This is a genomic window from Devosia ginsengisoli (assembly GCF_024707105.1).
GTDB classification, from domain to species: domain Bacteria; phylum Pseudomonadota; class Alphaproteobacteria; order Rhizobiales; family Devosiaceae; genus Devosia; species Devosia ginsengisoli_A.
Genome location: NZ_JANQAJ010000006.1, coordinates 734,391 through 747,235, shown reverse-complemented (window position 1 = coordinate 747,235; position 12,845 = coordinate 734,391). Strand labels below are relative to the sequence as shown.

The 12,845-nt window shown below is 63.5% G+C and carries 10 protein-coding genes and 1 tRNA gene; 4 read left to right on the top strand and 7 right to left on the bottom strand.

The annotated features are described in order from the left end of the window. Positions 1-2 precede the first annotated feature (2 nt). Positions 3-78: transfer RNA gene (locus tag NVV79_RS07495), tRNA-Thr, on the top strand. Between the two features lie 13 nt (positions 79-91). Here NVV79_RS07495 and NVV79_RS07490 read toward each other — a convergent pair. The 3 genes from NVV79_RS07490 to NVV79_RS07480 all read right to left on the bottom strand — a co-directional run bounded on the left by NVV79_RS07490 (position 92) and on the right by NVV79_RS07480 (position 4,669). Beyond that, the gene (locus NVV79_RS07490; RefSeq protein ID WP_303987693.1) at positions 92-850 is read right to left on the bottom strand and encodes a hypothetical protein; all 759 of its coding nucleotides are present in this window, start codon (positions 848-850) and stop codon (positions 92-94) included. 132 nt (positions 851-982) lie between these two features. Continuing rightward, positions 983-3,265 (bottom strand): bifunctional diguanylate cyclase/phosphodiesterase, encoded by a 2,283-nt coding sequence (locus tag NVV79_RS07485; RefSeq protein ID WP_303987692.1) that lies wholly within the window; start codon positions 3,263-3,265, stop codon positions 983-985. A gap of 168 nt (positions 3,266-3,433) precedes the next feature. Continuing rightward, entirely contained in the window at positions 3,434-4,669 is a 1,236-nt protein-coding gene (locus tag NVV79_RS07480; protein ID WP_303987690.1) for an ABC transporter substrate-binding protein, read from the bottom strand. Between the two features lie 170 nt (positions 4,670-4,839). Between NVV79_RS07480 and NVV79_RS07475 the strand changes: the two genes are divergently transcribed. Further along, positions 4,840-5,130, top strand: coding sequence for a 4a-hydroxytetrahydrobiopterin dehydratase (locus NVV79_RS07475; RefSeq protein ID WP_303987688.1), 291 nt, complete (start codon positions 4,840-4,842; stop codon positions 5,128-5,130). Between the two features lie 65 nt (positions 5,131-5,195). On the opposite strand, the gene NVV79_RS07470 is transcribed toward NVV79_RS07475, so the two are convergent. The 3 genes from NVV79_RS07470 to NVV79_RS07460 are packed head-to-tail and all read right to left on the bottom strand — an operon-like array spanning position 5,196 to position 10,967. Then, entirely contained in the window at positions 5,196-8,621 is a 3,426-nt protein-coding gene (locus NVV79_RS07470; protein ID WP_303987686.1) for an error-prone DNA polymerase, read from the bottom strand. Next, a complete protein-coding gene (locus NVV79_RS07465) occupies positions 8,618-10,276 on the bottom strand; it encodes a DNA polymerase Y family protein (protein ID WP_303987684.1) in 1,659 nt (552 codons plus the stop codon). The genes NVV79_RS07470 and NVV79_RS07465 overlap by 4 nt, the downstream gene beginning before the upstream one ends. After that, positions 10,161-10,967 carry an ImuA family protein gene (locus NVV79_RS07460; RefSeq protein WP_303987682.1) on the bottom strand — a complete coding sequence of 269 codons (807 nt, stop codon included), beginning with the start codon at positions 10,965-10,967 and terminating at the stop codon, positions 10,161-10,163. The genes NVV79_RS07465 and NVV79_RS07460 overlap by 116 nt, the downstream gene beginning before the upstream one ends. A gap of 236 nt (positions 10,968-11,203) precedes the next feature. Here NVV79_RS07460 and NVV79_RS07455 point away from each other — a divergent pair, with 236 nt between their 5' ends. Next, a complete protein-coding gene (locus NVV79_RS07455) occupies positions 11,204-11,644 on the top strand; it encodes a TerB family tellurite resistance protein (protein ID WP_303987680.1) in 441 nt (146 codons plus the stop codon). On the opposite strand, the gene NVV79_RS07450 is transcribed toward NVV79_RS07455, so the two are convergent. Next, the gene (locus tag NVV79_RS07450) at positions 11,641-12,186 is read right to left on the bottom strand and encodes a hypothetical protein (RefSeq protein ID WP_303987679.1); all 546 of its coding nucleotides are present in this window, start codon (positions 12,184-12,186) and stop codon (positions 11,641-11,643) included. The genes NVV79_RS07455 and NVV79_RS07450 overlap by 4 nt on opposite strands. Before the next feature lie 121 nt (positions 12,187-12,307). On the opposite strand from NVV79_RS07450, the gene ppa reads away from it, so the two are divergent. Then, positions 12,308-12,841: an inorganic diphosphatase gene (ppa, locus tag NVV79_RS07445; RefSeq protein ID WP_303987678.1), complete on the top strand. Its 534-nt coding sequence runs from the start codon at positions 12,308-12,310 to the stop codon at positions 12,839-12,841. The last annotated feature ends 4 nt before the right edge of the window (positions 12,842-12,845 follow it).

Here is a 12,845-nt window from a genome sequence, read left to right as displayed (position 1 = left end):
TTGCCGCTTTAGCTCAGTTGGTAGAGCACATCATTCGTAATGATGGGGTCGCGTGTTCGAGTCACGCAAGCGGCACCACTTCCCTTCAGCGTCAGGCTTCTTCCGTTGCGCCCACCAGGCGCAGGCGGTGTGCCTGGCGTGCCGTGGGCGCAATGGCCTGGATCGCACGGGGTTCGGCGCCGAACAGGATTTCCCGCTCTTCCGGCGTCGACATGAAGAAGGGATAGCGCTCGATGATGCGGGGCAGCGTCACCGGCAGATAGGTCGCATAGAGGCAGACGGGAAAGGCCAGTTCGCCCCAGTGGCCCTCGCCGGCCAACTGGGTCGAACCGAACACCCTTTTGTAGAAAGGGGCATGTTCGGGGCGAACCGAAGAAAGACAGTAAGTCGCGCCGAAATACTCGCTGGCCATGACGCCGAGACGCAGCGTCAGGTAGGGCAGAGCCGGGAAGGCGAGGGTGGCGTCGCGGTCGGCAGTGAAGCGGCTGGGGTCGAGATAGGTCTCGCCATTGTCGAGAATGCCGCCCAGCACGTCGGGCCAGATGCCCAGGCTGGGCGAAGTCCGTTGCTCTTGCGTGGCAAAATGCAGGCGGATCGAACTCACCAGCTTGTCGTCGATATAGACGCCGAAAGCATAGCAATTGGGCGCTTCGTCATAGGTGTCGCGGGTGATCTGCTCGGAATTGACGGGGATGAAATCCTCCCGCCGATAGGCCTCGTAGCGCAGCCGGTAGATCGGATCGAGCTGATCCTCCACCGAGACGCGCCGGTACTGCACCCGGTCGAGCAGATCGATCAAGGTCAGGGCGAAACGGGAGGGCGCACTGCTTTGCTGGGATGCCGAACTCATTACCAAGTCCCCTAGTCTGCGGGGATATTAATCTTTTGTTAGGCATGTCGGCATTGGAAAAAATGATGATCGCACCGACGTGAAGACCTGTCGGGCAAGAATTAATACTCGTTTACAAAGTGTTAATGCAGATTAACCATGCCGAAGGTTTGCCTGGGGCGTGGCCTGGGCAGCATTGAGCCGGCCGATCAGCTCGCCGATATCGCGCTCGGGCAGCGGCCGGCTGAAGAAATAACCCTGCACCTGCTGGATCTCGGTATGCGCCAGCATGGTATTGAGCTGCTCTTCGGTCTCGACCCCTTCGGCGATGACGGTGAGGTCGAGATCGCGGCCCAGCCGGGCCACATTGGCCAGCAGGCGCAGCGAACGCGGATTGCTGGCAATATCGGCCACGAAGGAGCGATCGATCTTGAGCTTGGTGAAGGGCAAAGCATTGAGATAGCTCAATGACGAATAGCCGGTACCGAAATCGTCGAGCGCAATGGCAATGCCCTTGGCGGCCAGGTCGCTGAGCACACGATGGGCGATCTCGCGCTCCTCGATCACGGCCGTCTCGGTCACTTCGATCTCGAGCCGCGCCGGATCGAGGCCGGACCGGGCCAGCGCGTCTTCCACCAGGTTGCCGAGGTCGCTGCCACGGAAATCGCGCGCCGAAATGTTGACGGCTACGCCGACATTGCCCGGCCAATGGCTGCATTGCTCGGTCGCATGCCCGATCACCCAGGAGGTGATGGTGGAGATCAGGCCCATTTCTTCGGCCAGCGGAATGAAGGTCGAGGGCGGAATCGGGCCCAGTTCGGGATGGTTCCAGCGGGCCAGCGCCTCGCAGGTCACCACCTTGCGGGTGGCGATGTCCAACAGCGGCTGGAAGGAAAGCGACAGGGCGCCATCCCGCACCGCATCGCGCAAATCGGCCTTGAGCCGCTGGCGATAGTGGTAGTCGATATCCATCTGGGCGTGGAACAGCTGACTGCGGGCCTTGCCGTCGCCCTTGGCCGAATAGAGCGCCAGGTCGGCCTTGGTCATCAGGTCGTCGAGGGCTTCGGTGGCGATGGCACTGGTGGTCAGCCCGACGCTGACCGTAACCGACAGCGTCAGCCCTTCGAGCCGGAATGGCTCGGAAAACGCACCGAGAATAGCGGTGGCATCGGCCTGGGCCTGCGCCGCATCGCCCACGGCGCCGCGATAGATGACGAATTCGTCGCCGCCCAGCCGCGCCAGCACGGCTTCGGCCGGCACGGTCTGGCGCAGGCGGTTGGCCACCTGCATCAGCAATTCGTCGCCCACGATATGGCCGAACGTGTCGTTGACATGCTTGAAGTCGTCGATGTCGATGATCATCAGCGAGACCAGCCGCGGCCGGGCTCCGGCGAAGCGGCGGGCCTCCATGTCCTCGGTGGCCAATTCGCCGAAATAGGTGCGGTTGGGCAGCGCGGTCAGCGTATCGTGGCGCGCCATGAAATTGATGCGCTCTTCCGAGGCGATGCGCTCGCTGATGTCTTCGAACAGCAGCACGCTGCGCTCGAGGCGCGAGCTGACCGAAACTTCGTAATAGCGGCCCGCCGGCAGGCAGAGCAGCACCTTGCCCGACGTATGCTTGCCGATGACGTCGAGCAGGCGATCGACTGCGGTGCGTGGCAGCACGCCGCTATCGCCCAGCGTGCCGAGCACGGCGCTGACCGGCTGGCCCAGCAGGTCGGACTGGCCCATGAGGTTGAACAGGCGCACCGCCCGCTCATTGGCGACCGAGATGACGCCGCGCTCGTCGAGCATGCACAGGCCATGCTCGAGCGTGGTCATGGCCATGTCGAGTTCTGCCGCCAGGCGCGAGGCCTCGACGCGGCCATGCACGGCGCTGAGCAGGATGGAGCGGGTGTCGGCGGCCAGTTTGCGGAAGCTCGCCAGCATGATGCCGAGCAGCAGGGCCAGCACGATATGGTAGATATCGCCATGCATGGCATAGCCGACCGACAGCGGCAGGATGACCAGCACCATCTGTATGGTGACCAGGCGATCCAGCCCGAAATTGCGGGCCACCAGGCCCACCATGGCGGCCGTGGTCAGCGTGGCACTGGTCAGCGCGGCGAAAGGATCCCTGACGACGACCATGGAGATGAAGCACCACGCGCCATAGACGATGCCCGTCAGGGCACCGGAAACCACGGCGCGGTTTTCCCAGTGTTCGGCCGCTTCGGCATCGTCGCTGCCGATATCCGCCCGCTGGAAGGCGCGCGAATCGGCATAGCGCAGCACGCCCATGATGATGAAGGCCAGGGCAATGGCGAAAAGCGGCAATGATTGGGACTTGTAGGCGCTCAGCGCCGCTGCCAGCGCCGTTCCCCACGCAGCCGCCAACATCGCGCGCCGGTCCCTGTAGACCGAGCGGATGATCGACACATAGTCGAGGGCCGGCATTGTCTTTCGCGCTGAGGTAAACACGTAGTTCCCCTGGTTAGCAGCTATAGAAACCCCTAAGCCCTTAAGAACGCCTTGCTTTGAGCAAAACGCCTATGGGGTCGCGGAAATTCCCGATGGCAGGGTGAACAACAGCTTAACACCGGCTGCTTCGGCAGGGGGCGGGCGCTAGAACGCCGTTTGGGCGGCCTTGAGTGCGGCAATCGCCGCTTCCGGCGTCATGGCCGGATCGTTCCAATAGGCGTTGGCGATATCCCACACCGCCGCAATCCAGGCCGGAGGCGCCGTCAGGTGTGGCGTGGGCCGGGCGAAATCCGGCCGGTCCAGCGCCGCCAGCACCTTTTGCGAGCAGGCATCCGCGCCGCCGCGCGCATCGAACCGAACCGGCGTGGAGCCCTTGGCCGCGGCGAAGCGCGCCTGCACATCGGCATCGACCACCACATCGGCGAAGGTCCGTTCGGCGGCTTCGACTTCGGGCGGGACGCCGCCCAGCAGGCCCCAGCTATCCACGGTGACCGGCAGATGCGCCGCGCCGGGCAGGAAAAGGCAGCCATAGTCCTCGGTCTCAGTCTTCCCCGCCGCGCGCCACTCTCCCTTCATCCAGTCGCCCTGCACCTGCAGCAAAGCCGCGCCGTTGATCACCATATTGGTGGCCATGTTCCAGTCGCGCTGCGCCGCCCCGGCATCGGCTTCCTGCTGGAAGCGGCGCAGCCAGGCAAACACCTCGCGCAGGCTGGCATCGTAGAGCACGGCCGGATCGGTGACGGCGCCGTAAAGCCCGGCATAGACGCCGGGGGCAGCCAGGCTCGCCACCAGCGCATGGGTCAGGTAGCCGACCTGCCAGGGCTGGGCGCCCTGCGCAATGGGCTGGAAACCCGCCTCCCGCACGGCATCGAAATCGACCCACATATCCTCTAGCGAGGTCCAGCTTTCGGGGTCGATACCCGCGGCCTCCGCCACGGCGCGGCTATAATAGATCATCGCATCGGCGTGAATGGAGACCGGTGTCTTGACGATGGCGCCATCGACGGTGATGGCGTCGCGCACCACGGGCGGAAATTGCGCCAGCACGCCACTCTCGGCAAACTGCGCCTCCAGATGCAGCACTTTTCCCTCGGCATCGAGGCTGCGATAGATATCGGGCTGCAACTGCAGGAAGACATTGGGCGTGGCCCCGGCCTGGATCAGTTGCACCACATCGATATCGCCATTGGCATCATGCGGAATGGCCAATGACACCCAGCTGTGCCCACGCGCTTCAAGCGCGTCGCGCAGCACGTTGAGCGCCGTCAGCTCGGCCGGCGAAGCCCAGTTGTGATAAACCACCAGCTCGGTCGCAGCGGCGGCCGGAATGGCCAGCGCCCCGATCAGGCCAAAGGCCGCAACTCGTCTGGTCCAAACCACGCGCCGCCCCCTCGCTCGCGGATCTGAATTTGACCCGGCCGGCTATCGGCCATCCGGGTTGGTCATCACGCTGCGGCCAAATTGCTTGCCGCCGCGTTAACACCCGCCACGGAAGCGTCGCTTTGCCTGTCTAGGGATGCGATGCTGCAGGTCTGGAACAGGTGAACGGCATGGTCGAAAAGCTGAGCGACGCGGAACGGGAAACGGGCCTGCGCGGCCTCAATGGCTGGATTTATGACGAGGCGGCCAGCGCGATCGACCGCGTCTTCAAGTTCAAGGATTTTTCCGAGGCTTTCGCCTTCATGAGCCGGGTCGCCCTGGCGGCCGAAAAAGCCGGCCACCACCCCGACTGGTCCAACAGCTATAACAGCGTCTCCATCCGCCTCTCCACCCACGACGCCGGCGGCCTCAGCGCCCGGGACATCGCTCTGGCCAAGGCGATCGACAAGATCCTGATCTAGAGCGTTTCCAGCAAAAGCGGCAACGGTTTTGCGGTTCGGAAACGCGACAAACGAAGGCTCTGGCCTCAGTGGAAATTGCGACCGCCGGGCAGCGCCGCATAGGCTCGTCGCCGGGCCATTTCAACTTCGCGCTGGGTATTGCGGTCATGGCCTCCGTTGCGGGGCGGAGCGATCTCTTCGATATCCCGGCCATTGCTGATATCGAGCAATTGTGGGGTGAGATCGACCATGTCCTCGGCAATGATATGGATCACGAGGCCCTCCTTCTGCAATTTGCCATGCACGGCCAGCAGGCGGCTCGCCAGCAGCGTCCGGCGCATCTCGTCTTTCTCGAAGAGCTTTGGCCAGATGACGATATTGGCAATGCCCGTCTCGTCCTCCAGCGTGGCGAAGATCACTCCGCTTGCCGTGCCCGGACGCTGGCGCACCAGCACCAGCCCGGCAACCTCGATCCGGTGTCCGGGCTCCACTTTGCCCAGGTCCGCCGCTTTTATCGTGCCCCGCTTGTCCAGCATGGGCCGCAGGAACTGCACCGGGTGGCCTTTAAGCGACAGCGACAGCGTCGCATAATCGTGGATCACCTCTTCACCCAGTTGCATCAGCGGCAGGTTGGTCTTCTCTTCCGCCGGCGCGGGCAGTGCCGGTTGCGTGGCGGCAAAGAGCGGCAGCACCTCGGCCCCATGCGTGCCCATCAAGCCCTTGACCGCCCAGAGCGCCTCGCGCCGGTTGAGCCCCAGCTCGGCAAAGGCATCGGCCCGGGCGAGCTTTTCGAGGCTGGCAATGGGCACCCCCGTGCGCAGCCACAGGTCGCGGATGGACGTATAGCCTTCCCCACGCAGTTCCACGATCCGCTCGATATCCTTCTTGGCCAGGCCTTCGACTTCCCGCAGGCCCAGCCGCAATGCCTTTTTCGACCAGATGACCTCGCGCATGGGGGCATGGCGCTCCCAGACATGGTCACTGGCGCGCCATTTCGTATCCTCCAGCGTGCTGTCATGATCCGACCGATTGATGTCGGGCGGCCGGACCTCGACCCCATGCTCGACCGCATCGCGCACCAGCTGGCTGGCAGCATAAAAACCCATGGGCTGGGAATTGAGCAGCGCGCAGGCAAAGACATCGGGATAATGGCATTTGAGCCAGCACGAGGCATAGACCAGCAGCGCAAAGGAAGCCGCATGGCTTTCGGGAAAGCCATATTCGGCAAAGCCCTTGATCTGGTCGAAGGCGCTGCGGGCGAATTCGGGCTTGTAGCCATTCTTCGCCATGCCGGCGAGAAAATCGGTCTCGAACTGCTCGATCTGGCCGGTGCGTTTCCAGGCGGCCATGGCACGGCGCAATTGATCGGCCCGGCCGGCTGAAAAACCGGCGCCTACAATGGCGATCTGCATGGCCTGTTCCTGGAACAGCGGCACGCCCAGCGTGCGCTTGAGCACCTCTTCCAGTGCCTTGCTGGGATAGGAAACCTGCTCGATGCCCTGCCGGCGCTTGAGATAGGGATGCACCATGCCGCCCTGGATCGGCCCCGGCCGCACGATGGCAACCTCGATGACGAGATCGTAGAATTCGACCGGCTTCAACCGCGGCAGCATCGACATCTGCGCCCGGCTTTCGATCTGGAACACGCCGATCGTGTCTGCCCGATGGGTCATCTCATAGACGGGCTTTGCCCTGTCTGGATGGTTGAATTCTTCATTCTGCAGCTCAGCCAGTTCCACCTCCCGCCCATAATGCTCCTTCATCAGGCCAAAGGCCCGCTGCAGACAGGTGAGCATGCCCAAAGCCAGCACATCGACCTTGAGAATGGCCAGAGCGTCGATATCGTCCTTGTTCCACTCGATGATATTGCGATTATCCATGGCCGACTTGCCGATGGGCACCAGGCTTTCCAGCGAATCTCGGGTGATGACGAAGCCGCCGACATGCTGGCTGAGATGGCGCGGAAAGCCCTTGAGGACCTTGATGACTTCGAACATCTGCGCCAGCACCGGATCGTCAGGATCGAGCCCGATCGAGCGGACCTTGCCCAGCTCGACGCTCGACCCCCAACCCCAGTTCAACTGGTTGAAGGCATTGATCACATCGTCGGAAATGCCGAAGGCCTTGGCGGTCTCGCGCATGGCGCTCTTGGAGCGATAGGAAATGACATTGGCGGTCAGTCCGGTGCGCTTGCCGCCATATTTGGCATAGACATACTGCATCACTTCCTCACGCCGCTCATGCTCGAAATCGACATCGATATCGGGCGGCTCGTCACGCTCGGTCGAAATGAAGCGGCCAAACACCAGCTTGGCCTTGCGTGGATCGACCGCAGTAATTTCGAGGCAATAGCAGACGGTGGAATTGGCCGCCGATCCGCGGCCCTGGCACAGGATGTTGCGCTCATCGCGGGCGAAGCGGACGATGTCGTGCACCGTCAGGAAGTAGGCGGCATAGCCCTTGTAGGCGATGAGGCAGAGCTCACTCCAGATCGAGCGCTTGATGCTGTCAGGCACCCCCTCGGGAAACCGCTTCGCCGCCCCTTCCCAGGTCAGCCGTTCCAGCGTCTGCTGGGCGGTTTCGCCATTGCCGATGGTTTCCTCGGGATAATTGTATTTGAGCTGGCCGAGCGAAAAATCCACGCGGGCGATGAAGCGCCCGGTTTCGGCCAGGGCATCGGGATGGTCGCGGAACAGGCGGGCCATTTCACCCGGTGGCTTGAGGTGCCGCTCGGCATTGGCGGCGAGGCGCCAGCCGGCACTTTCCAGCGTCAGATGCTCGCGGATGCAGGTCACCACATCCTGCACCATGCGGCGGTCGGGCTCGTGATAGAGCACATCATTGGTCGCAATCATCCGGACGCGGTGCACCCGGGCCAGTTCGGCCACCCGGTTGAGGCGGGCCCGATCCTGCCCATCGAAACGCGGCGTGCCGGCCAGCCAGACGCGGCCGGGCACCTGGCGCGCCAATGTATCGAGCGTCCTTGCCGTCAGGCCCCAATCGCTCTCATCGGGCATGAGGATGAAGAGCTGGCCCTGCGCATAGTTTTCCGGCGGTCCCTGCTCGCTGTCTGAAGCCGGATTGCCCGTACCGAAAAGATCCGGGAAATAGAGCAGCGGCTTGCCCTTTTCGCCGCGCTGATTGCCCACGGTGAGCAGCTTGCACAGCCGCCCATAGGCCACCCGGTCGGTAGGATAGGCGATGATATCGGGCGTACCATCGGCAAAGACGAGGCGCACCCCGACCAGGTAGCGGAAATCGGGAAAGCGGACCTTGTCCCGGTCGCGCGCCACCACATAGCCGCGCACCACCCCGGCAAAGCTGTTGCGGTCGGTCACCCCGAAAGCGGTGAGCCCTAGATGGATGGCGGCCGAGACCATTTCCTCCGGATGCGAGCCGCCGCGCAGGAAGGAGAAATTGGTGGTCGAAACCAGCTCGGCATAGTCGGCAGCAGGTTGGCCCGCCGGGGGCCGGGAACCTGCTCTTGGCTCGAAGGCAACGACCTGGCTCATGCGAAAAATCCATGCAGGTACCAGACCGCCGGCTCGCCCGCCCGATGGAAACCCTGCCGGAAAATCCAGAAGCGGCGACCGGTTGCGTCCTCGACCACGAAATAGTCGCGCGTGCCGGCCTCGGGATCGAATTGCGGCAGATTGGGAATATAGGGCGGGGTTTCGCCCTTTTTCGGCGGCCGGGGCGGCACCAGTTGCAACCGCTGGCCGCTGCGCCACCATTCCGCGCCCAGCCGCTCGGGGCCGGAGGCCTTTTCGATCTTGTAGCTGTCGCGCCGCCAGATCATCGAAGCAGGCAGCCCGTCGGGCACTTCGGCATTGATGGCCACCCGTTCCGGCATGGGCAGCAGCCGTAGCGGCCGCGGCGGCACGGGCCAACCGGCATCGCGCAACGCATCATTGGCCGCCAGCGCCGGCACCAACCGCGCTGCCTGTTCGGGGATATGGCTGGCCACCAATTGCGTTTTCAGCACAGCCATCGTGCCGAGCCGGCTGCTCATCCGGTCACTGAGCTGGTCGAGATCCTCGGCCACGCCCTGATGCGAGAAGGCGCCAAGCTGCACCGCATCGAGTTCGGAAACCGAGCTGACCGCCAGCCGGATCATGTCGATGCCGAAGCCGGCATGGTATTCGCCTTCCAATCGCTCGGAGCGGTTGGCGAACAGCTTGGTAATATGCTGGGGATCGCGCGTCAGCCGTGCCGAATTGACCGACAAGGTCATGACCTTGTGGTCGACGCGATAGAGGAAGAGATGAAAGGCCTGTCCGCCCTGCCCCTCGGCCTCCAGCCTTATCGCGAGCTGGATGGCCAGGTCGTGGCAGGTCATCAGCACGTCATCCATCAGCCCGATCGGATCGGCGAAGCGCCGCTCGGCATAGCGTTCGGCCGGCGGCAGGCGCGGCGTCATCCGCTCCTCGACCATGCCATAGGCCTGGTCGAGCCGGGTCAGCAGCGACAGGCCGAACCGCGCCTGCAACGGCTTGCGCGGCCGTGGGCGGAGCTGGCCGATTGTCTTGAGCCCCATCTGCGTCAGGCCCGCGATCTGGACCGGCGTCAGTCGCAGGGCATGAACCGGCAGCGCATCGAGAATGTTTTCGAGATCACCCGCCTCGACCACCTGGCTGCGGGCAAAATGGCTGATGCCCCAGGCCGCCCCGATGGTGGGGGCAATGGCGCCGGCCACGGTATAACCGAGGTCGCGCAATCGCGTCAGCAACAGACGCAGCATGGGTCGCTCGCCGCCAAACAGATGCGCCACCCCGGTAATGTCGAGCACCAGGTTGCCGAAGCCGCTGACCTCGTTCATGACAGCCACCAGCGGGCTGGCATTGGAATGCCAGTCGGCAAAATCGGCAAAAGCCGCTTCGAGCTGTGGACGATCCATTTCGCGCACGGTCAGTCCAGGCACCATGGCCCGCGCATCGGCCAGGTTCTGCCCGGCGCTGAGCCCCAGCCGCATGGCTTCGGCATCGACTTCAGCCAGCCGCAACCCGCCCTTGACGGGTTCGTAGAGCACCAGCGGCCCCCCAAGCTGCGGATCACGCCGTTTGAGATAATCCGTCGGCCAATGCGGCAGGAACAGTACGAGGAAGCGCCGCGCGCCCGGCGAGCCGGTTTGCATGGCGGCGCTGAGCAGGGAGTGTTGTGAATCCATTTTCCGTCCAACCCAGCACAAATTCGGTCTGGTTCCTGATGAGGGCGCCCTTTTCCAGTTCCGCCCGCCAGCGCAGCGGCCCCGGCGCCTTGGCGTCGTAGCGCGAACGGGCACTGTGGATGGGCATGAGGCGCCAGCGCAGATGCGCCGCGCTCGCCGCCCGCCCCTGCCCGTAGCGCAGCATGAAGATCGAGCCGCCCGTGGCGGCAGCGCGCAGGCTGAGGCGCCGGCTGGCGGTGAAATCGAGCAGCTTGGAGTGGCTGCCGATATCGGCCACCACACCTGCCACCGCCCGACAGGCAATGGCTTCCTCGACCGCCCAGAGCAGCTCGCCCATATTGGCTGCCCGCACCAGCACCAGCGCATCGGGATCGAGCCCGAAGCTCAGCAGACCCGGCCCATAGGGCAGGCCCAGCTTCTGCGCCTCGTCGGCCAGTTGCAGATAGATGACGGCCCGCCTTTGCGCGGTCAGCAGGCCTTTGGCCTGCGCCAGGGCGAAGCCGAGCAGTGCCCCGGCATTGCGCCGCTCGTCGGTGAATATTTCCTGCAGCAATCCGCCGGCCAGCACCGGGAAGGCGCTGCCCTGCTGTTCGACCAGCACCCGCGCTTCGGCCAGGGCCGGCTTGCGCTCGATATCGGCAATGGTTTCCCGCAGCGCAGCAAGGCGCTGTTGCAGGTCGGGTGCGGGCATCGCACCAATCCTTATGTGAACAAAACAGGAACATTTAGACTCCGAATCCCCGCGGAGTCGAGTCCTTTTCGCGGGAACGGGTGTGGCGCTTCCGCATCAAGCACGGTCAAGAGCGCGTGACCTGGCGCCTCGCCCATTCACGCCACAAGGCCGGACTGCTAATTCTGCCGCCTGCCTGCCTCCCGGCGTGCAAACCCTTTCGCCACTCCTGCCGCTCCCCGAAGGAGGCTTGCGCCATGTTCGAGGCCATTACCCGCCTGTTCAACAAGCCAGAAGCCATGCTGTCCAACCACGACCCCAAACTGGCCGTGGCTGTGCTGCTGGTGCATCTGGCCGCCGTGGACGGGCAGATGAAGGACGAGGAGCGCAATGCCATCAAGACCGCGCTGGCCGACCATTATGACATGGACGAAACCGCCGTGGACAAGCTGGTCCGTGAGGCGGCCCTGCGCGATGCCGAGGCGGTGGACTTCTACAAGTTCACTTCGGGCCTGACCCAGCTCGACATGGAAGACCGCATCGAAATCGTGCGCATGATGTGGATGGTGGTGTTTTCCGACAAGCAGAACCACGAGCTGGAAGACAATATGGTCTGGCGCATTGCCGAACTGATCGGCGTCTCCAGCCGCGACCGCACCATATTGCGCAATCAGGTCGGCAAGGCCGAAAAGGCCTAATAGGCCTCGAACGTGCCGATGATCTCCACCTCGTCATTGACGCAATCGAAATCACCCGATGTATCGGCCGCCTCGCGCGCCAATTCGTTGGCATTCTCATTAGCCACGGCGTCGATATAGGCGATGTGGCAGATATTGCCCTCGACCAGCTGCGTCACCACCAGCACCTGCCCCTTGTCCTCGCCGGTTTCCGGATCGGCGGTGTGATAACGCACGATCGTAGCGATCGGCATCCAGCGGCCGAGATCGTTGCTGAGCCGCCATTCGAGCCTTTCGCCCAGGCGGTTGAACGGCGGCAGCGTCTGCCAGCGATCGGACGGATCGATATTGAAGCCATAGGCCAGCGAAAAGCGCAGGTCGCCTTCGCTGACCATCAGCGGATAGCCCTTGTAGCCGGGGCAGGCCCAACTGGCCCCGAAATCATCGGCATCGAGCACCAGGCATTCGTCCAGGTCGAGATCGGTATAAGCGCTGTTGAACGCCGCCTGTGCGGGCGTGGCGAGGGCGGCAGTTGCAAGCATGGCGGCCAGGATCTGTTTCATCACGTTCCTCGCTGGGCAAGAAGGGACAGGCAGGGTTGCGCCAAACTGGCTTGCCTTTGCGGCCTGTTGTGGGCACAAGTCCGCGACTTTGTCGCCTCCCCCGATGAATGAGACCTGAATCATGAATATCGACGCCATCCCGACCGGCAAGAATCCGCCCGACGACCTCAATGTCATCATCGAAGTGCCCATGGGCGGCGAGCCGATCAAGTACGAAATCGACAAGGCCAGTGGCGCGCTGTTCGTCGACCGCTTCCTCTATACGCCGATGCGCTATCCGGGCAATTACGGCTTCGTGCCCCACACTCTGTGCGGCGATGGCGACCCGCTCGATGTCATCATGATGAATTCGCGGCCCCTCGTTCCGGGGGCAGTCGTCCGCTGCCGCCCGATCGGCGTGCTGTTCATGGAAGACGACGGCGGCCAGGACGAAAAGATCCTCGCTCTGCCGGTGCCGAAGCTGACCCGCATGTATGACGAGATCAAGGATATCGCCGACATGCAGGCCATCCAGGTGGAGCGCGTGAAGCACTTCTTCACCCACTACAAGGATCTCGAGCCCGGCAAATGGGCCAAGATCAGCCATGTCGGCGGCTATGAGGACGCCAAGAAGGTGATCCTCGATTCCATCGAACTGGCCAAGACCGCCAAGTAAGCCG